This is a genomic window from Ruegeria sp. AI2, from assembly GCF_056541275.1.
Window position 1 is genome coordinate 976308 of sequence record NZ_JBQFYB010000001.1, and the last position, 16772, is coordinate 993079.

27 protein-coding genes and 1 tRNA gene are annotated in these 16772 nt (G+C 55.5%); 14 read left to right on the forward strand and 14 right to left on the reverse strand.

Annotated features, from left to right (window positions below; genetic code table 11):
* Positions 1–18 precede the first annotated feature (18 nt).
* From ACR0LL_RS04865 to ACR0LL_RS04910, 10 genes are all read right to left on the reverse strand, one after another.
* Positions 19–1956 (reverse strand): phage terminase large subunit family protein, encoded by a 1938-nt coding sequence (locus ACR0LL_RS04865; protein WP_480584398.1) that lies wholly within the window; start codon positions 1954–1956, stop codon positions 19–21.
* A complete protein-coding gene (locus tag ACR0LL_RS04870) occupies positions 1953–2489 on the reverse strand; it encodes a terminase small subunit (protein ID WP_480584400.1) in 537 nt (178 codons plus the stop codon). Before ACR0LL_RS04870 ends, ACR0LL_RS04865 begins: the two co-directional genes overlap by 4 nt.
* A gap of 326 nt (positions 2490–2815) precedes the next feature.
* The gene (locus ACR0LL_RS04875) at positions 2816–3232 is read right to left on the reverse strand and encodes a hypothetical protein (RefSeq protein WP_480584402.1); all 417 of its coding nucleotides are present in this window, start codon (positions 3230–3232) and stop codon (positions 2816–2818) included.
* A complete protein-coding gene (locus ACR0LL_RS04880) occupies positions 3229–3447 on the reverse strand; it encodes a hypothetical protein (RefSeq protein ID WP_480584404.1) in 219 nt (72 codons plus the stop codon). Before ACR0LL_RS04880 ends, ACR0LL_RS04875 begins: the two co-directional genes overlap by 4 nt.
* On the reverse strand, positions 3440–4204 hold the full coding sequence (locus ACR0LL_RS04885; RefSeq protein WP_480584406.1) for a glycoside hydrolase family 108 protein: 765 nt from the start codon (positions 4202–4204) through the stop codon (positions 3440–3442). The genes ACR0LL_RS04880 and ACR0LL_RS04885 overlap by 8 nt, the downstream gene beginning before the upstream one ends.
* 35 nt (positions 4205–4239) lie before the next feature.
* The gene (locus tag ACR0LL_RS04890) at positions 4240–4650 is read right to left on the reverse strand and encodes a hypothetical protein (protein WP_480584408.1); all 411 of its coding nucleotides are present in this window, start codon (positions 4648–4650) and stop codon (positions 4240–4242) included.
* A gap of 12 nt (positions 4651–4662) precedes the next feature.
* A complete protein-coding gene (locus ACR0LL_RS04895; protein WP_480584410.1) occupies positions 4663–5061 on the reverse strand; it encodes a DUF1064 domain-containing protein in 399 nt (132 codons plus the stop codon).
* A 4-nt stretch (positions 5062–5065) separates the two neighbouring features.
* Positions 5066–5629, reverse strand: coding sequence for a MazG-like family protein (locus tag ACR0LL_RS04900; protein WP_480584412.1), 564 nt, complete (start codon positions 5627–5629; stop codon positions 5066–5068).
* Positions 5626–5907 carry a hypothetical protein gene (locus tag ACR0LL_RS04905; protein WP_480584414.1) on the reverse strand — a complete coding sequence of 94 codons (282 nt, stop codon included), beginning with the start codon at positions 5905–5907 and terminating at the stop codon, positions 5626–5628. The genes ACR0LL_RS04900 and ACR0LL_RS04905 overlap by 4 nt, the downstream gene beginning before the upstream one ends.
* Positions 5904–6773 (reverse strand): helix-turn-helix domain-containing protein, encoded by an 870-nt coding sequence (locus ACR0LL_RS04910; RefSeq protein ID WP_480584416.1) that lies wholly within the window; start codon positions 6771–6773, stop codon positions 5904–5906. Before ACR0LL_RS04910 ends, ACR0LL_RS04905 begins: the two co-directional genes overlap by 4 nt.
* A 595-nt stretch (positions 6774–7368) precedes the next feature.
* On the opposite strand from ACR0LL_RS04910, the gene ACR0LL_RS04915 reads away from it, so the two are divergent.
* Positions 7369–7698: an SWIM zinc finger family protein gene (locus tag ACR0LL_RS04915; protein WP_480584418.1), complete on the forward strand. Its 330-nt coding sequence runs from the start codon at positions 7369–7371 to the stop codon at positions 7696–7698.
* Between the two features lie 20 nt (positions 7699–7718).
* Here ACR0LL_RS04915 and ACR0LL_RS04920 read toward each other — a convergent pair whose 3' ends face one another.
* Genes ACR0LL_RS04920 through ACR0LL_RS04930 form a run of 3 tightly spaced genes read right to left on the reverse strand, consistent with a single transcriptional unit; the run spans position 7719 to position 8637 of the window.
* On the reverse strand, positions 7719–8063 hold the full coding sequence (locus ACR0LL_RS04920; protein ID WP_480584420.1) for a hypothetical protein: 345 nt from the start codon (positions 8061–8063) through the stop codon (positions 7719–7721).
* Positions 8060–8416, reverse strand: coding sequence for a hypothetical protein (locus ACR0LL_RS04925; protein WP_480584422.1), 357 nt, complete (start codon positions 8414–8416; stop codon positions 8060–8062). Before ACR0LL_RS04925 ends, ACR0LL_RS04920 begins: the two co-directional genes overlap by 4 nt.
* Positions 8416–8637 carry a hypothetical protein gene (locus tag ACR0LL_RS04930; RefSeq protein WP_480584424.1) on the reverse strand — a complete coding sequence of 74 codons (222 nt, stop codon included), beginning with the start codon at positions 8635–8637 and terminating at the stop codon, positions 8416–8418. The genes ACR0LL_RS04925 and ACR0LL_RS04930 overlap by 1 nt, the downstream gene beginning before the upstream one ends.
* A gap of 87 nt (positions 8638–8724) precedes the next feature.
* Between ACR0LL_RS04930 and ACR0LL_RS04935 the strand changes: the two genes are divergently transcribed.
* From ACR0LL_RS04935 to ACR0LL_RS04995, 13 genes are all read left to right on the forward strand, one after another.
* Positions 8725–9033, forward strand: coding sequence for a helix-turn-helix domain-containing protein (locus tag ACR0LL_RS04935; RefSeq protein WP_480584426.1), 309 nt, complete (start codon positions 8725–8727; stop codon positions 9031–9033).
* A 229-nt stretch (positions 9034–9262) separates the two neighbouring features.
* The gene (locus ACR0LL_RS04940; RefSeq protein WP_480584428.1) at positions 9263–9514 is read left to right on the forward strand and encodes a hypothetical protein; all 252 of its coding nucleotides are present in this window, start codon (positions 9263–9265) and stop codon (positions 9512–9514) included.
* Positions 9515–9854: 340 nt separating this feature from the next.
* The gene (locus ACR0LL_RS04945; protein WP_480584430.1) at positions 9855–10055 is read left to right on the forward strand and encodes a hypothetical protein; all 201 of its coding nucleotides are present in this window, start codon (positions 9855–9857) and stop codon (positions 10053–10055) included.
* Positions 10056–10148: 93 nt separating this feature from the next.
* Positions 10149–10406, forward strand: a complete 258-nt coding sequence (locus ACR0LL_RS04950) for a hypothetical protein (protein ID WP_480584432.1) — start codon at positions 10149–10151, stop codon at positions 10404–10406.
* The gene (locus ACR0LL_RS04955; RefSeq protein ID WP_480584434.1) at positions 10403–10678 is read left to right on the forward strand and encodes a hypothetical protein; all 276 of its coding nucleotides are present in this window, start codon (positions 10403–10405) and stop codon (positions 10676–10678) included. The genes ACR0LL_RS04950 and ACR0LL_RS04955 overlap by 4 nt, the downstream gene beginning before the upstream one ends.
* Positions 10665–10817 carry a hypothetical protein gene (locus ACR0LL_RS04960; protein WP_480584436.1) on the forward strand — a complete coding sequence of 51 codons (153 nt, stop codon included), beginning with the start codon at positions 10665–10667 and terminating at the stop codon, positions 10815–10817. The genes ACR0LL_RS04955 and ACR0LL_RS04960 overlap by 14 nt, the downstream gene beginning before the upstream one ends.
* On the forward strand, positions 10814–11170 hold the full coding sequence (locus ACR0LL_RS04965) for a hypothetical protein (protein WP_480584438.1): 357 nt from the start codon (positions 10814–10816) through the stop codon (positions 11168–11170). The genes ACR0LL_RS04960 and ACR0LL_RS04965 overlap by 4 nt, the downstream gene beginning before the upstream one ends.
* Positions 11167–11826: a hypothetical protein gene (locus ACR0LL_RS04970; protein ID WP_480584440.1), complete on the forward strand. Its 660-nt coding sequence runs from the start codon at positions 11167–11169 to the stop codon at positions 11824–11826. Before ACR0LL_RS04965 ends, ACR0LL_RS04970 begins: the two co-directional genes overlap by 4 nt.
* Positions 11826–12086, forward strand: coding sequence for an HTH domain-containing protein (locus ACR0LL_RS04975; protein WP_480584442.1), 261 nt, complete (start codon positions 11826–11828; stop codon positions 12084–12086). Before ACR0LL_RS04970 ends, ACR0LL_RS04975 begins: the two co-directional genes overlap by 1 nt.
* A gap of 12 nt (positions 12087–12098) precedes the next feature.
* Positions 12099–12302 (forward strand): hypothetical protein, encoded by a 204-nt coding sequence (locus tag ACR0LL_RS04980; protein WP_480584444.1) that lies wholly within the window; start codon positions 12099–12101, stop codon positions 12300–12302.
* Entirely contained in the window at positions 12299–13345 is a 1047-nt protein-coding gene (locus tag ACR0LL_RS04985) for a tyrosine-type recombinase/integrase (protein ID WP_480584446.1), read from the forward strand. Before ACR0LL_RS04980 ends, ACR0LL_RS04985 begins: the two co-directional genes overlap by 4 nt.
* Positions 13346–13565: 220 nt before the next feature.
* Positions 13566–14075 carry a hypothetical protein gene (locus ACR0LL_RS04990; RefSeq protein ID WP_480584448.1) on the forward strand — a complete coding sequence of 170 codons (510 nt, stop codon included), beginning with the start codon at positions 13566–13568 and terminating at the stop codon, positions 14073–14075.
* Between the two features lie 274 nt (positions 14076–14349).
* Positions 14350–16119, forward strand: coding sequence for a glycosyltransferase family 2 protein (locus tag ACR0LL_RS04995; protein WP_480584450.1), 1770 nt, complete (start codon positions 14350–14352; stop codon positions 16117–16119).
* Between the two features lie 515 nt (positions 16120–16634).
* Here the strand turns inward: ACR0LL_RS04995 and ACR0LL_RS05000 are convergent.
* Positions 16635–16720: transfer RNA gene (locus ACR0LL_RS05000), tRNA-Leu, on the reverse strand.
* Between the last annotated feature and the right edge of the window lie 52 nt (positions 16721–16772).

A 16772-nucleotide genomic window follows, 5' to 3' on the forward strand; every position in this document is an offset into this window, starting at 1 on the left:
CAGCAATGAAAAACCCGCCTACAAGCCTTGTGTTCGTCGGACCCGGCGGCGCGTTCGTGCGGCGCGCGAGCTTCGACGCCTAGTCTTGCGGCGTTTGGTTGTCTGTTCCTCTGGCGGTTCCCCCTCTTCTTCGGTCTCGGGGGGCTCGGCTTCCTCTTCCTCGGCGGTTTTCAACCTCGCCAGCAACAGTTTGATATTCGGCTTTTCAATCTTCAGAGCGGCGTAGGCATAAACACGACAGTCCAAAGCCTCGTTTCGGTCTCTCGTTTTGTGCCACTCACGCACCGGGAACCCACGGATCAACTTTGTTACCAGTCGCTCGGCGGTCATCTGTTCGAAATACTCGACGTCTCGATCGATGTTGAACACACAAGACCCCGGGCCGGTTTCGAGGTTCAAGCGGCGGTGGATCAACAGCTTTCCCTCATCCACGCCAACGGTGAAAAGTTTCACTGGTCGGCCCTTCTTGGGCGATTTACGCACATTTGGCGCTGACACAATGGGGCGGTCCCAGCCGCCCTTGCCTTTGATGGCGAAGATCCGGCTGCGATGTTTGCCCGCCAGTTGTTCATATGCGCTTTGGGTCAGGCCTTTGTTGCCGCCCGTATCGACGCAGGTCGCGCGGATGCGCAACTCGGCCCCGCTCTCATGTGTGAATGTCTGGCTCAGATAGTCAAAGAGCTCTTTCCAAACGTCGGACTGGGTCGGGTCACCCCAGAATACCTGATAGTCAATGTTCCAGCTGCACTCACCAAGCCCCCACCCGACAACCTCGACCTCTAGCCGGTCAGTCTGCATGTCAACGCCAGCGGTCAGAACGCCGACGTCGGCTGGAACCTGAGCCGGGTATTTTTTTGCCCGCGCGATTAGTGCGTCGGCTTCGACTTCATCGGCCTCTTCCACCCACGTCTCGGCCAGCGACACGTTGGTGAAGGTCTGCAAATCATTGGCAGCCTTCTTGTCTAGGAACGACTGAACAATGTCTTTCAACTTTCGGAAGCATGAATAGAGCTCGTTCAAATGGTAGGAAGCGTGGCCCCGAAACGGCTTTTCAGCCTTCCACCCTGCCCCGTCGAATTCCGCTGACCTAATGGCGGCCTTGCGCTCTTCATCGGTGATCACACATCCTGAGGCCTCGCACTGGTAATACGCAGTCTCGGGCAGGTGTTCGCCATCATCGCCCTTTTCCCAGCGAACCCCCGACCATTTAAGGTGTTGGTGTTCCCCGCAATGCGGGCAGGCAATATGAAAACGTCGCTTGTCGCCTTCCTCGAAAGAGCTGTCGATCCGGCTTGCGCCCTTGATCGTTGGCGTACTGATTTCCGCCAAGAGGCGTTGATCCCCGTATGTTGCGGCCCGCTGTGACAGCAGCTCAACAGGGTGTCCCTCATTGGTGCGGTCGTATCCGTCCACCTCATCGCAAACGATTTTGGGTGCCGACCTGCCCCGCATGGTCTTCGGAGAACCGGACCAAGAGAACATCATGAACCCGCCGGGGTAGGATTTCATGCGCTGGTTGTTGACACCATCGCGACCTCTGGGCTTGGCTATTGCGTCCTGAAGTGAGTTGTTCGCGTCGACCATGGGATTGAATTTTGTTTCAAGCCAGGTCTGCAAATCCCCTTGGCTGGGCTGCATCATGATTTGCGAACATGGATCGTGCGCGATGAAATAGCCCTGCCCACACAATGCCACCAACGTCTTGCCAACCTGCGCACCCCATTTCAACGTGAGGTGGTCGCATTCTGGATTTGCCATCATGTCCAGCGGTTCGCGCTGATACGGGGCATTATCGAACCGGATCAAACCCGGGATGGCATTGCCGACAGGAATTTTGACATTCTTTTCGGCCCACTCGGACGGCGAAAGTTTCGGCGGCGGCCTTAGAAAACGCTGGGCTCTTCGGGTCGCGTTGGCGATCGAGGTCGCGTTTGAAAAATCAGCGCGCGCATTCAATCGTCTTCCTCGCCGTCTTCATCAATATCAAGATCGGATTCATTGATCAGATCTTGGTCGGCCAAGGATTCGAGGGCCAAATCCACCTCTTCCAGCAGCACGGCCTTAATCCGGGTTTCGTTTTTTTCCCCGACCAACCGGCTCGCTGCGCGGGCTGGCAAAACATTGCGAATGCTGGACCGGACTTCGCCGAATGCCTTGGACAGTGCCCGCTCAATTTGCTCGACCGGCGCAACCAAACCCTTGGCTTCGGCCAGTTCCAATTCGACCAGCTCGGTTTCGGCCTCAAGTTTTCGGCGCTTCAGTTCGTCGGCAGTTGCAACCTGAACCCCGGCGGCTTCCGACCTGATATCGTTTTCCCGCCAAGCGGCCACCTGCGCAGAATTAAACGTCCACGGTTTACCGCGTGACCCTTTCTGCACTGCCGGGCAGCCGCGCCGTACCCAATCGTCCAGCGTCGTCATTGCTATGCCGAAATAATCGGCCATTTCAGCCCTGTTCAGATTTCGCCCGCGCCCGACTTTGTTGCTCACGCCACTGCCTCAAGTAATAGTAGTAGGCCACGTTTCCCGGGCCCTCGCACAAATAGTTTTTTGCGACGTTGAGCACCCACTGGCCTTACCCCCGCCGGAAGGACCCGCGATTTTTGATGACCAGAACTCGCGCGTGCGGCCCAATGGATCGAGCTGAGCCTGTCGCATTCTCAAGCCATTCAAAGTCCAGCGGCTGATAGCACATTCCAGTCCAACGCGCCTCGCGGTCGCCCGTCACATCATTGATCCAGTAAACCCAAACGCCGGTGTCCCTGACCACACGCCATGCAAATAATGATTTCAGCCACTTGAACACTGCACTGCTCCTATCGCCTCAATACCTTCACTGCCCCAACACCCGACCCAACAAAGAACAACCATTGGATCATGTTGCCTGCCCATCGCCGCATATCCTCGGTCGGCAGGTCTGACACCTGTTGATCACCGAAAACGTCGCGCAGGTATGGAATGCTGTCTATGATGACCGCCGACCACCACAGCGCGAGCGGCACAAGGAACATACCGGCAAACACCCAAAACCACGGGAATTGCAGTTTGGCCTTGTTGTAATCCGCCATGATCTGGGCCTCGGCCACAGCCTGGCGCGCCAGCTGAACCGTCGTCATGGCCTTCAGGCGCTCTTGGTCGTTCTGCAACTCGGCACGGCGCTCCAAGTGCGAAATGGCATTGTCGACAGCGCCGCCAAAACCCAGCTTCAATAGAAACGCGATAACCCCGCTCATCGGATAGCCAATGGCTTATCTGTGACAACGCGCAAGATAGCATTGCCCACAAGGGTAATCACTGTCAGCACCGTTCGGGCGATGGCTGTGTAGTGTTCTGGGGCGCCCAACGCGGTGAAGTGTTCAAGCAAGGGCAGCATTTCATTCGCAAACGTCACCAGCGCCATGAGGAAGTTGAACCAAAGGGTTTTCGACAGCCACCACGGTTTAGCCATTTGTCATCTCCGCCAGTTTCTTTCGATACGCCTCGGCCCGACGCGCATGTTGCGCCGCATTCAAGGCAAAGATCACCGCACAGAGGGTCAGAACGCCGATAACGGACCAAAGCGCCCATTCGGGCATATCGATCAGCAAAGACCCACCCCCGCCCGCTGCAGTGGCCTGTGCGCCCCGTGCCTGCGTTGCGCGGGCGCTCTGGGCCTTGTCGGCCTCGGCTCTGACACGACTGGGTGATTGAGTGGCCATAGCGACCGCCTCGGCCTCGGTATCAGCAACCCGACGGGCCCAACCACGGCCAAAGGTCGACCAGGTGCGCAGCTTGCGCAGGAAGCCCATGCGCGCGGCACAAGCCCGCTGCACGACGGTAACCGCATCCGAGGCGTTTATGGCCGCGCTCAGCGTCTGTTTGCCAATCTTGCCGTCTGCCGCTACGCCAAGGGCCTGTTGCAGCCACTTCGCGCCCCGCGACGGGCCTGAATTCACTGCGGGATCAAATGCGACCAGATCAATACCTTGGGGCAGTTCATCACCCATGACTTTGAACCAATACCGAGAACGGTAGATTTGCCCGGCCTGACCTTTTGTAAGGGCCTTAACTTCCGCCTTGGTGACCGGGCGACCGAGAAAATCGGCCAGAGCCTTATGTGTGATCCCGTGGTTGGTCGCGCCGCCCGGGTCTTTCGGATGGTCGACATAGCCGCCTTCCCATTTCAGCACATGCGCAAGACAGGCGTCATAGTTCTTTCTGCTCATTTGATCCGATCCGTCAAAAAACATGTACTGCATTCTCATGCGCGGCCTTTCTTTTTGCCTCTGGCGGTTCCCCCGGACAGGATTTCGCGCACCTGGTAGTTCGACAGATCGACGCCGTGGGCGATTTCCTTGACGGAATAGCCCTCTTTGGCCATTTCGAGGATTCGACGGTTGCGGGCCGCGCGCACGATGAAGCGGCAGTTGGAAGGCTGAAGGATCATCCCGGAAAATGCCCTGACCAGCTTGTTGGCGTCCTTCCAACCCAGAACCCGCACCAAAGGGTGATCCACCGAAGGCAGGCGTTTGGGCACATAGATGCACACGCGCCAGGCACGGGAACCGGATTGAGGCAATGATCCGATCAGATGCAGCGCCTGATCCCGCCCGATCACCTCGGCAATCTCGGCGACGCTTTCCGGAAGTGGGGGCGAGAGGTCAGTCGACATAGTTCCACCCCCTCATGTCAGCAGCACCTCAATGCCTTGCGCCGCCAGTATCGCCTTCACCAGTTTGAACTTGTCGGTCGCATGGCCCTTGCGGTCTTCGATCACCAGGCAACCCAACTTGTGATCGACATAGGTGAAATCGGCTTTCCAAGTGCGTTGGTGTTTTCCGCTGTCGGTCATGATCGGGCCGTCCCGGCCTTCCAGCGGTATCTTGACCTGTCGGCGCAGGCCCGAGATTTTCCCGGCACGTTGCAACAGGTTCAATTCACACCAGCGATCGGCCTCGGCCTTGCTGTCGAAGGTGATACCATCAACGGTGGTGCGCTGGGTTCCACGCACCCGGCGCTTGTCCTCTTTGAGCGTCTCTGACTGTTGCAAGGCCCGAAGCTGTTCGGCGGTCATACGTTCCATTGGCTCACATGCCCAGCGCTTCCATGCGCGTTGCCAGCCCGTACTTGGCTGAGGTCTTGTTGAACTTTGCGGAAACAGCGAAGCGGGCATTGATGTGCAGGGCGTCGGAAAGGGTCATGATGCACCCGAGGGCTCGGGTGATAGCGTCCCGCAAGTCGGTTCGGGCAAACAGCTCGGCCTCGGACCCTTCCGGCACATGCGCCAACAACAGTGCAGCCTCCGAGATTGCGCCACTTGCAACATCCAACGCCAAGGCTGTCCTGATCGGATCGACAACGTTTTGGATTTTCACGAACTGACCAACCGGCAAGGTTACCCCCAGTTCGATTGCCAGCAGATCGATGGAAATCACCGCATCGCCGATTTCGTCGGCTACATCACCCAGCGCCGCCACAGAGCCACATACGCCGCGCTGGGCGCGAATGTATTTCTTGACGGCCCCTGCGACCTCGCCCACTTCGTCGGCGACCTCAAGGGCACGAAACAGCATGTCCACATTTTCGTTTCCGGTCCACTCTGCCTGGCGTTGGATGTTGGCGGCGCGCAATGCTTCAAAGTCGATGTTCACCGTGACCTCTCCTGTTGAGCTTTGAGTTGCTGACCGGCAAATTTCAGGGCGTCGGCGATGTTCTTCGCGACGGGGTCGGTTGCGGCCAAACCGATTTGAGCCTGATAGGCCCCCCGAATTTCGTCTAAGCTGTACAGGCGCATCTTGCGGGGAACGGTCCCAACAAGGCCTTTGCGCGGGGCGATGATCTGACAGTCGCCAGCTTCGCAATCGACGGTTACCAGAACGTCGCCAAAGCGCTGGCCGTGTGCCTCTGGGTTAGCGTGGGGATAGGTCATAGCAGTTTCCCCACGGCCCGGCATTCCTGAACGGTGACAAGCTTGGCCTGAACACACTCCCAAGCGGTCTGATCGGTGATTGCGGCGCAAAGGAACGGCTTGCCCTGTTTGATGGTCTTGGCATGGGTTTCCAAGATCCGGGCGCGGCCACCACTTGCCGAGGTAGTCGGCGTGTGCCGCGTCCACCGCTTGTCGCGTAGCCAGTTTTCCGAATAGGCGATGTATTGTTTGTTGTTGCCCTTCTGCTCGTCTGCATAGCCACGGGCACCGGCAAGGATGGCGGCAGGGTCTGCGCCTTCATCGATCGCGGTTTTCAGCGCGGCCTCGGTTGCCACGCCATCGCCGATCCGGGGATACACCCTCTCGAACTGGCGAACGAAATCTTCGAAAACAAAATCCTGTGTGTGGGCCGCGTCAGTCGGCGCACAAGGTTCCTTTACTGGTTCCTTTACTGGTTCATCTATATAGGCTCCACCAGAGTGGAGACGGCCCCCCCCTGAAAGTGGAGACGGAACCGCGTCAAAAGTGGAGACGGCTTTGCCCGACTTTCCGACTCCACTGAGTGGAGGCGGCTCTTGGTCAGCCTCTATCTCAAACCCCAAGATGTAGTGTGTCGGCTTCTGCCGGTTGGTGCGTGTGTCACGCTCCTGTTTGCGCTGGATCAGCCCTTTTTCTTCCAGGCAAGCCAGCGCCTTGTTCAGCCCGCCATTCGACAGGCCCGTGCGCTCGCGCAAATAGGTTTGCTTGGGGAAACACCCCATGCTGGCGTTGTGGCAATCACACAGGTGGAACAGAACCCGAAACTCGCCGTGCGTCATGGTTTCTGGCGATACATCCGCCAGCCAATGGGTAGCTGCGTGGCTCATGATACCTGCCTCGAATTACTGCTCTTTGGATTGGTTGGCGGCGGCAGATACAAGGACGTTGCCCCGCTCTGCCTCTGGCCCCCGCGCGGGCCCCGGTGATCACGCTTGTCAGGTCTATGAAATCCCTCACGCAAGGGTGCCGGGCCTGACGTGCAGCGTGATTTTGGTTTGGGCCCTTTCGGGTCCGCTGTCCCGTGATGTTCAGCGGAAGGACGCCCCGGCGAATTGATGATTTGACTTGCCCAGCGCGGAAAGCGGGGGAACCGCCAGAGGAACCACGTCGCGACTCCTCACAGCCTGCAACCTCATGAAACCGCGCGGGATGCGCGGCGGGGTCGCCACCCCACCGCGCGCAACCATCCCGCCAACTACAAGGAAAAACGGGATGGAAGTCCTTATTGAGCTGAGGCTCATCTTTCAGGCAATCGACAACATTCTGACAACGCTGCTCGGTAGACCGTGGCCCATGCTGTTGTGCTGGGCCGTCTGGTGCATTGCGAAAACGGTGCGCAAAGGGTGATTGCGAATCTCTGATCTCTGTTGCAACTCTTGCGTGAGACGCGTTTGATTTCAGCATTATACCCGGAGATACGTTTTGAAATTCAAATTCAAGAGCAGTTCCAGCGATGACGAATACACTGTTTCGGTCGAAAAAAGCCCAGAAGACATTATGATCTATTGCACCTGTCCGGCTGGATCGAATGGACAACACTGCAAGCATAGGCTCGCAATTTTGGACGGCGACGACAGCAAGGTCATCATGGCAACGCACCCCGCATCCGAGGTCGCCGCGCTGTTGCCAGGCACTCGCCTCGGCAATTCGTTGGTCCACCTGCGGGAATGCGAGCAAGAGCTCACCGCATCTCAGGCAGCGCTTAAAAAGGCCAAAAAGCAGGTAGCGCGCGCTATGCACGGTCACTTCTGACGTATTTGCGCGGGCGACGCTCATTCGTCGCCCCCTTCGTCTGAAACCATCAGACCCCACAGCACGAAAAAACCAATCAGGTAACAGGCGATATCCCAAAGGCTGTCTATGACGACAATCGCCTGAAATCCGCTGTTAGGAATGTCGCCCGCAACTTCTTTCAGAAGAATTCCGGCAATCCCGACCCACAGCCAAGTGTGTGACAGCCCGCGAAACAGTACGATCGAACTTACGGCGATACCGATGCCAAAGTGCGCTAGGCTGACGGTCAACCACCACCCAATGGTAGCTGATACGGCTTCTGCCCCGGCACACGACAAATCGCTCTGCAAAAGCGCGCTGAATTCTTGCCCAAGTCCTGTCATCGCTGCCCAATCCGCCCCAGAATATCGTTGCGTGTTTGATCAGCGGTCAGGATCTCCATCGTTTTCCAAACACCAAGAATGGCGCAGACTGTGTAGACGTCTTCGATGACCGGGCTGCTCAACCCGGATAACCAGTTCTGGATTTGCCGTTCCGATCGGCCAAGCACCGGCGCGGCCAGTCGGGCCACCTCGTTGTCCGATGTCCCCGGGAAAGCCACGCGCAAGGCATCAGCAAATCTGGACCGCGCTAAATCCCGTGCTTCTACCCTGTTCACTACGAAAGACTTTTCGCGCCCGTTCAGCAGAAACTTGACGCCAGAAGACAGAACGCGAGGAAACGATGACAATGACATCACCCTGCCCCTTCGCCAAGCCTAAGGAACGAGAACAAATCCTTGTTCGGTTCCGCTATGCTCAACTCTCGCGACATAAGGCACAAGGCATCATACCAGGCAGCGGGCAGAACACCGGACTGCATATGGGTATGAACCGTCGTGGGCTTTTTTTTGAGCCGGTCCGCTACCTTGCGGTAGCCCCCGAGTTGGTCAACGAAAGTACGAACATCAGTCTGCATATCTAACCGTTAGTCCGATTTTTTCGGACTTGCAAGGTACGCAACAAAAACAGTTCGCTTTTTTCGAACCGAGGTTAAACCAACGCAATGGATATCGAGCAAAAAGAGCAGCTTGCCAGAACCGGGGACATCAGCCCTGAAGCGATCCGGGTACGCCTGATCGCCGCGAGAAAAGTGTCTGGCCTGCCACAGAATGAAATCGCTAAGGCCCTCGGGGTCTCCAAGACCACGTATCACTCACAAGAGTCTCGTGGCGCCCCTAGCATTAAGGCAATGCGTTACTATTACAGACAGCATAGAATAGACTTCAACTACCTCCTTCACGGCGATTTCGCACAGCTTCCACTGGACGTTCAAAACCATCTCTTCGATGCCCTCCAGCAATCCGACGGGTAGCCCAGAACGGATCGAATACAAGATTCAAATCCACCCCAAGTCGCACCAGAAGCACCACCATTGCGCGTATCAGCTTATATCGAATCAACCTTGTTCCCCTTTTGTTCTCACCTAAGCTAAACTCAAGCTAATCGCCAATCACATATTGGTCCGAATTTTTCGGATTTCATATTGACTAGTCCGATTATTTCGGACACCTTGCCTCACATCAACCCAATGGAGGCAACCCATGAACACACTGACCGAGAAATTGCGGGCGCTGCGGCAAAACCTTGAAGTTGCACACACAGCGAACCCACCTCAGTGGGCAACGTATTACATCAACATCACGCTAGCGCTCGCAACGTGCGTGATCGCCATTGCCATCCTTCAGGTTGAACCGAACCGATTTCAGGTGATCTCGTCAATTTTGTTGCTGCTCGTCTGCGGTGGCTCTTTGATCTTGATGCTGGTCGGGCGACTGACAGGTTGGGGGCAATAACGTGGCCTTCAAAACACCTTCCACACCGTCAGAGCGTACAAAGAAGACAAAACAAGAAACACAGTCATCCAACGATGGCGGGCTGCAAGTACAAACAGAACAGCTAAAGCAGTCAGGAAATTCATCCCGCTCTTTCCTTTCAAGTTCGTGCGGGATGAACCGGGCAGACGGTGCGGTAACACCCCTGCCCACTCCCGCGAGTGATTCATGCCATCATGATTCCTCGCGGGTTTTGAGTTTTCCTCTGGCGTCTCTCCACATGCCCGGAGCCCATGACGCGTTCCAGTCTTTGGCCAAAGCAGTTTCTGACCCAGCGCGCATAGGACGCACCCTTGTTTCCATGGCGGCTTGGGCCAGGCTCAAGGATATGCGCGGCCAACCGATCTGTGACCAACGCCTCGAACGGCTTGGCGTTCAGGTTGACGCGATCGACAGCGACGCCATCGAACAGGCCGCCCAGTCGCAGCGCATTCGCGACCGGGCCCGGGCCCACGCCCAGCGCTGCGGATACACCGGGCCTACACCCCTAATCATCGCCTGAACTGCCTCGTCGCGCCGTCCCGTGCGCGCCGACAACTGGCCGGGGGCTCCCATCCCCAACAAGCCCCCGGCCTTTTCTAAGGATGCAGACGATATGAACGACCTGATCAACGACCAACTCGCCCGCTTGCTCAGCCATTTGGACCAACTGCCCTATATGGGCCGCCGTGATCGCATCTTGAACGAAGTTCTGGAAACGAACGGCGTCTATTTGATCCCCAACGGCCTGCGACCAGGCGAGCGCTATATTTGCGAAATGACATTGCACGGCATTCGCGCCACGGGCGGCGATGAGGCCGACATGATCACCAATTGGATTGACGCGGCGCATAAACAGAGGGCCGGGACATGAGCGCGCGTCTGGACATACCCGGCATCATCCACGTGGTCGAGGCCTTGGAACAGTGTCACCCGAAACGCAAGCTGGCGGCGCTAAAGCACATTGCCAATCACAATGGCGGGCGCAGCGACGTTCCCAGCGTGAACGGTGAATATGTCCCGCTGATCAGCTCGATTGAATTGTTCGGCGTCTATGCGATGGCCGAAGACGTCGAGGAACTGCCTAAGAACTGGGTCAAGGCCGCGACCAACATTTTGCTGGCCGACGAACATGCAAACCACTGATGCCACTCACGGCGAACGGCCCCTGTCCGCTCAAGAACACCCCGAGCGCGACAGGGGCACCGATGAACGCCCAGCGCATGAGATCGAAAACGACGGGTTTGTGACCGTCTATCTGCCCCTAAGGAGTAGTTCGAAATGAGTGTTTCAAGCCACTTGGTCGAAACCCCGGACGACCTCGCCGTGAAAGTGAAGGCATGGAATGCCACCGAGGCCGAAGTGATGCGATTTGGCAAGGCATATGCCGAACACCACGAGGTCGGGCTTGGCAAGGCCAGCGCAATGCAGGACGCAATCGCAGGGGACGCAGGGGATAAGGGGTATCCGAAAACCGTTATTCGTGAGGTCGGAAACATCCTGCGCCGGATCGAAGTCGCCAAAGAGGCTGAAAGACCAGCGGACGTAGACGAACTTGAAACCAAATTGCGCGCCGAGCTGTGCGGCTTTGCCAACAAAATTGGGCTGGGCAAGGCCTATGCTGAGGTCGCGCAATGACGAGCCGGTCGCTAAAGATCCTGATAGGCTGCGAAACCTCGGGCATCGTCCGCCGCGCTTTCCTCGATCGAGGGCACGACGCCTGGTCATGCGACCTCCTGCCTGCTGACGATCGATCCAACCGTCACATGCAATGTGATGTGCGCGACGTTTTAGACATGGGATGGGACTTGCTTGCCGTTATGCACCCACCATGCAGCCGACTGTGCAATAGCGGCGTCCGGTGGCTGAGCATGCCACCAGAGGGCCGTTCGCTGGATGATATGTGGGCTGAACTGGATGAAGGCGCTGCACTGTTCTCGGCCTGTTGGAATGCGCCAGTGCCGCGCGTGGCGATCGAGAACCCCGTTATGCACCGGCACGCAAAAGAACGGATAGAAAACTACCGTCCATTCACCCAGAGTGTTCAGCCCTGGCAGTTTGGGAATGACGACGATGGGCCGGACAATGAAAAGAAGCGCACGTGCCTTTGGTTGCGCGGCCTTCCGAAATTGAACCCGACCGGCACGTTGGACGGGTCGACGGCGCGTGACAGCGTTCACAAGGCGAGCCCCGGCCCCGATCGATGGAAAGCACGTTCGAAATTCTTCCCCGGATTGGCGGCTGCTATGGCCTACCAATGGGGCAACTATGCATCGGAGGCTTTAGCAGCATGATGCCCAGCGAGAAGGATTGGCGCGGCGAACACCTGATCCGCTGCCAACGCCCCAAGGAAGAACCAGAACCCGACACTCGCATGAGCGAACTGGATCTGCGCCGCAAAAAGGTTGCGAGTCTAATCAACTCAAACCTGACCGCCCCACAGATTGCCCAGCGCCTCGGGGTGTCCGATAGCGTCGTCTACAAGGACGCCGCCAAGCTGGGAATGAAACTTACCGGCGCGCAGGCGCTGGGATCGAAGCTAAGGGCCGCGTGAGAGGCTGACCCCATGAACATGCCATTGCTTGCTAAAGAAAAGACCGCAGCTAAGCTGCTGGACATGTCGACGAAAGAGTTTCGCGACTTGGTGAACAATGGCGCTTTGCCACCTCCTAAGAAACTAGCGGGTGGAATTGAGCGTTGGAACGTTCAGGATCTATGCGCGATCGCAAATGGCGACCCAGCGCGGCCCGAGGAAGATATTGAAGTATGAGCCGCCCACCGAAACCTCGCATCGTAAAGCCTCGTCTTGTCTGGAAATTAAACAAGTCGAAAGAGGTTTGGGACCCATATTACCGGATTACTTGGACCGAGAACGGCAAGCCGAAACAACACACGATTCTGCTCAAATGGAAGGGTGATCCGAAAGAACTCGATGCGCTCTATTGGGCCTGTCAGGCCGGTCGTCATGAAAAGCAGGAAAAGCCCGCGAAATACACGTGGAAAGCTCTGGTCGAAGCATGGCGAGCCGATAAGCGCATTCAGTCCAGGCTCAGCGACGGCACTAAGACCTCATATCGCCGGGAAATGGACAGCCAGCTATTGAACAATGCGAACAAGGACGTTCGCCGAACCACAAAGCAGGGAATGCGCAAAGTGCATGACGCTTTGTCAGGCACTCCAAGAAAAGCTGATAAGCGCCTGCAAACAGTCAGCCTTTTGTGGAACTATGCCGTCAACAAGCTGGATTGGCCGCTCGGTCCCAACCCCACAGTCGGAATCGAACATTTCGGCAAACAGCGCGAGTTCGAGCCGTGGCCCGAATGGATGGTTAATAAGTTGGTCGACGCCCCGCGGGTTGTTCGCACTGCCGCCGAGCTGATCCTTGGAACAGGGCAGCGCCCTAATGCAGCAATCCAAATGGAGCGCAAACAGTTTCGGGGCGAGTGGATGCATGTTCTGGACGAAAAGTCTGACGAACTGTTCGAAACCTACTGCCCTCGCGACCTGCGTGAATACATCGCCTCGCTGCCCGCCTCTGGGGCTCATGTGCTGGCCAAGAACCTGACCGAACCATTGGGGTACAACGCCGTTGAAAAAGCGTTCCGTGCCTGGCGCAAGGATTTGGGTCCGAAGGCAAAGCCCTTTGTTCTTCATGGCCTGCGCAAACTTGCGATTATCCGACTGGCCGAGGCCGGATGCTCAGACGCTGAAATTCAAGCGGTCACGAACCAAAGCGCCGAAATGGTCGCGTACTATCGTCGCAAGGCTGACCGCCGCAGGCTTTCTAAATCTGCCCAGACAAGGCGGCTTTGAGCCCCATACCGGTCTTGGCTGGGTATCCTGGTTGCCGCATGCGCATTGGTCTGCTCCGATAGAGTCCAAAGCGGTCATTCCCAAGTTAGTTTCGGCAAACATGATGTGCCTACTGGACGCTTGTTTCGAAGACTACCCAGCGCCGGTGTGCATCGTCTCTTGCCCACCAACAGTAGATAGAGCATGTTTTCAACGAACTTCCCTATTTTGAAGGCAGTCAGTGACCAGCTCCGAATTTTTTACATTTCTGGAACAATTTCAAACATTGCTTGTTGGGATTGTTGGTTTTTTTGGTGTGATCTGGACCCTAAGGGTAAACTCGCGAATGGCGAGAGAAGAGCATCGAAGGCGGATCGAGTCTAAACGTATGGCCTTCCGAAGGGTACTGGCCGCAGAGCTCCGCAACTATTCACGCGCCATGAAGAAGAACCTTACAGCTGAGCGTCCAACCGATGAGTTGTTGTCGGTTGGCCGAATACGCAGGCTGTTTTCCGAACAGTTGTCAGCCGACCTTGGCCTCCTCCACTTGGATGAAGTCGATATCGTAGTGAATGCTCTTATTAGTCTGGATGGCATGGAACACTATTTGGAGAACATTTCTTCGCAATCCAATAGCACCAGATTTTTGTTGCCTGCTGAGGCTTGGGAAGACTTCAAGAAGGTGAATTCGACCACCGCAGAAGCCTTAGATTACGCAGTTAAGGCATTAGAGTTTTCGGGCGACGCATGAATGGCATTCAGAGCCCATACCTGCCCTTGACGTTCCTGCTTGTTGATGCTCCCGCATTGGTCCGCTAGAAGCCCTAATGAGACATTGGGTTACCGACCGGTAGCGCCGGAAGCGATCGCCAGGATGGCACCCAGGCAGATTATGCACTAACACTCTATCTGAACCACTTATGTGAGGCTGAACAACTGTATCGTACGCATGCGATGGAGCCCAATTAGCACACTGGATTGGCATCACCAGACGCATCGAGCACATAATTTAGGACTATGAGAACATGATCTTAAACTGGATTGAGAGTACTTGGCATCGTTTCAAGACACGTTCCACTTCCAAAACGCAACGCGAATCGAAGGAGTATCCAAACAGTTCCGCGGTCAACGTAGTCATCCTGAGTATGGTAAAAAATGAGCAGGACGTGATTGAACCATTCTTGCGTCATAATGCTAGGCTTGCTGACCTGGTTATTCTTTTGGACAATGGCTCGACGGACAGGACTAGAGAGATCGCGTTCAATACAGCACGCGAATTTGGTAACATAATCGTAACGGACTGGCCCGATAGAACATATAATCAATCTGAAACCATGACAAACGCGTTGCGGTTTGTTCAGGCCGCAGTCTTTTCAGATTTTGTTTTTTTTCTTGATGTGGACGAGTTCTTAAGTGTTGCTTCGAAACAAGCGCTACTTAGCGCTATTGACGACATACCCGTCGGCGGCGTGGGTTTGATACCTTGGAAAACCTTGGTTCCAGACCCAAAGTGCAATTCAGACTTCAGAATCGACCCACTTGAATCTCTAAGGCTAGCGAGGCAATTTGAAACCCCGCAGTATTTTAAGGCGATACTGAGGATGGGAGGAGAACTGGCTCCCGGATTTGTTGTTTCACAAGGCAATCATCATGTGACTGATCAAAATGGAAAATTGCTTCCACAACGCATCCTCAACCGCCTGTTTCTTTGGCACGCCCCTGTAAGATCAGCCGATCAAATATTGGCGAAAGGTGCAATTGGCTGGCGCGCCAACCGAACCCGCAAAGATGCAACGGCTGGCCAGGCCTGGCACTGGAAACGCTTGCACGATTTGGCCGAAATGGGGATCAGTATGAGCCCTAAGGAGCTAGCGCTCGAAGCCCTGAACTATGCGTCAGAAGCTCCACGCGAAACGATCGAAGGAGCAGTCGAGGACGTTGCCCCTTCGATTATCCATAAGCGAAGATATTCGGATGCAGGGTTTAAGCCTTGGGCGCAACTGCTTGAAGATTTCGATGCAAAACGAACACTTCTGCCTCCGCCATTATCTGTATTCGAACCAACTGCAGACCTATCCCAAGACAACGGCTCAACGTCAGATACGACTTTTTCACCGGAGTGGCATTGGGATAATTTCTTCCTTGATGAACCGCCTATTCGATTTCTGGTCGAGTATTTTCGTCCAAAGTCTGTTTTGGACATCGGCTGTGGTATCGGTGTTTACCCGTCGCTTTGCCAGCATTTAGGTGTTGAACATGTTTTAGGTGTTGATGGTGTTCCTTTAGAAAGTACCGTGTTGAGCAACCAGCATTACTTGAAACACGACTTGCACGAGCCATTAGATCTGGGGCGAAAGTTTGATCTCGTCCTTTGCCTAGAAGTCGCTGAACATTTGGAACCTAATTTCTCTCATATTCTCTTTGAAACCTTGGCCAAGAACGCCCGCGACACTATCATTTTTTCCATGGCCGAAGAGGATCAACCTGGAAACGGACACATCAACTGTATGAATATTGATGAGAGCTTGTCTCAATGGGCTTCATTAGGTTGGTGTCCTGATATCCCGCTGAGCCTCGGGGTTCGGGCCGTGTCTAACTTGCAATGGTTTCGTAGAAATTTGATTGTCCTAAGGAAAGGCGCTGTGCCTGCATACGATGCCAACAGAGCGCTAGAGATCATTGGACACAAAACATACCGCTGGCACGCTCAGCCGACAGGGCAACGCCACGTCGCATTTACTGATCCATTTCCATCAGAGGACGAAGGCTACGGCACGACATTGTCTGCTTCCTAACCTGTCCCCGACCGACGAGTAATCCAACACAGCGCAGCGCCTTACACTTCATATGGTTCGCCAACTTCTCCACAGCGCTTCTGCCTTGATCGAGGCAGCAACACGCTGCTCGTGTTGCCGTAGATCAATAAAATCCTTCAAAGGGTCCAATATACTTTTTCAAGTTTCCAGACAAAAGTCTAATCCTTCCATGTATCGACAAGGATCAAGTCTGCTTTGTTTTCGCGGCTTTGCAAAGTCCGCTTTCTGCGCAAAGCTACCATTGGTGATAGTCGGTGCTGCCAATGCAGCGAAAGTCTGTTTCGTGGCCAACTTGTCTTCAGGTCGTTTTTATTTCGCAGTACATGCCACGCAAAATCGTACTTGAGATCATCGACTCACGAATGAGCAGTCAATTCTTACAGCCGGAACAGAACGGGACCAGAACATGAAAGTGTGAGTGGCAAGTGTGAGCGAGCCAAAATCTTGAAAAGAAAAAACAGGAAGCAGGTTCCCCTAACCCCCTGTTTTTACTTTGGTACCCAAGGCCGGACTCGAACCGGCACGGTATCACTACCGGGGGATTTTGAATCCCCTGCGTCTACCATTCCGCCACTTGGGCCACGGACACTGGATTAGCGCCCATCCGAGGGAAGGTCCAGAGGCAAAAATCA

What these genes read in the sequence shown, in the direction of transcription:
- ACR0LL_RS04885 (WP_480584406.1), bottom strand. Translation starts at nt 4,204, where the DNA reads ATGAGCAGAAAGAACTATGACGCCTGTCTTGCGCATGTGCTGAAATGG.
- ACR0LL_RS04920 (WP_480584420.1), bottom strand. Translation starts at nt 8,063, where the DNA reads ATGACAGGACTTGGGCAAGAATTCAGCGCGCTTTTGCAGAGCGATTTG.
- ACR0LL_RS04950 (WP_480584432.1), top strand. Translation starts at nt 10,149, where the DNA reads ATGAACGACCTGATCAACGACCAACTCGCCCGCTTGCTCAGCCATTTG.
- ACR0LL_RS04970 (WP_480584440.1), top strand. Translation starts at nt 11,167, where the DNA reads ATGACGAGCCGGTCGCTAAAGATCCTGATAGGCTGCGAAACCTCGGGC.
- ACR0LL_RS04955 (WP_480584434.1), top strand. Translation starts at nt 10,403, where the DNA reads ATGAGCGCGCGTCTGGACATACCCGGCATCATCCACGTGGTCGAGGCC.
- ACR0LL_RS04875 (WP_480584402.1), bottom strand. Translation starts at nt 3,232, where the DNA reads ATGAGCGGGGTTATCGCGTTTCTATTGAAGCTGGGTTTTGGCGGCGCT.
- ACR0LL_RS04895 (WP_480584410.1), bottom strand. Translation starts at nt 5,061, where the DNA reads ATGGAACGTATGACCGCCGAACAGCTTCGGGCCTTGCAACAGTCAGAG.
- ACR0LL_RS04945 (WP_480584430.1), top strand. Translation starts at nt 9,855, where the DNA reads ATGGCGGCTTGGGCCAGGCTCAAGGATATGCGCGGCCAACCGATCTGT.
- ACR0LL_RS04940 (WP_480584428.1), top strand. Translation starts at nt 9,263, where the DNA reads ATGAACACACTGACCGAGAAATTGCGGGCGCTGCGGCAAAACCTTGAA.
- ACR0LL_RS04985 (WP_480584446.1), top strand. Translation starts at nt 12,299, where the DNA reads ATGAGCCGCCCACCGAAACCTCGCATCGTAAAGCCTCGTCTTGTCTGG.
- ACR0LL_RS04905 (WP_480584414.1), bottom strand. Translation starts at nt 5,907, where the DNA reads ATGACCTATCCCCACGCTAACCCAGAGGCACACGGCCAGCGCTTTGGC.
- ACR0LL_RS04960 (WP_480584436.1), top strand. Translation starts at nt 10,665, where the DNA reads ATGCAAACCACTGATGCCACTCACGGCGAACGGCCCCTGTCCGCTCAA.
- ACR0LL_RS04975 (WP_480584442.1), top strand. Translation starts at nt 11,826, where the DNA reads ATGCCCAGCGAGAAGGATTGGCGCGGCGAACACCTGATCCGCTGCCAA.
- ACR0LL_RS04930 (WP_480584424.1), bottom strand. Translation starts at nt 8,637, where the DNA reads ATGCAGACTGATGTTCGTACTTTCGTTGACCAACTCGGGGGCTACCGC.
- ACR0LL_RS04890 (WP_480584408.1), bottom strand. Translation starts at nt 4,650, where the DNA reads ATGTCGACTGACCTCTCGCCCCCACTTCCGGAAAGCGTCGCCGAGATT.
- ACR0LL_RS04880 (WP_480584404.1), bottom strand. Translation starts at nt 3,447, where the DNA reads ATGGCTAAACCGTGGTGGCTGTCGAAAACCCTTTGGTTCAACTTCCTC.
- ACR0LL_RS04925 (WP_480584422.1), bottom strand. Translation starts at nt 8,416, where the DNA reads ATGTCATTGTCATCGTTTCCTCGCGTTCTGTCTTCTGGCGTCAAGTTT.
- ACR0LL_RS04995 (WP_480584450.1), top strand. Translation starts at nt 14,350, where the DNA reads ATGATCTTAAACTGGATTGAGAGTACTTGGCATCGTTTCAAGACACGT.
- ACR0LL_RS04980 (WP_480584444.1), top strand. Translation starts at nt 12,099, where the DNA reads ATGAACATGCCATTGCTTGCTAAAGAAAAGACCGCAGCTAAGCTGCTG.
- ACR0LL_RS04935 (WP_480584426.1), top strand. Translation starts at nt 8,725, where the DNA reads ATGGATATCGAGCAAAAAGAGCAGCTTGCCAGAACCGGGGACATCAGC.
- ACR0LL_RS04965 (WP_480584438.1), top strand. Translation starts at nt 10,814, where the DNA reads ATGAGTGTTTCAAGCCACTTGGTCGAAACCCCGGACGACCTCGCCGTG.
- ACR0LL_RS04910 (WP_480584416.1), bottom strand. Translation starts at nt 6,773, where the DNA reads ATGAGCCACGCAGCTACCCATTGGCTGGCGGATGTATCGCCAGAAACC.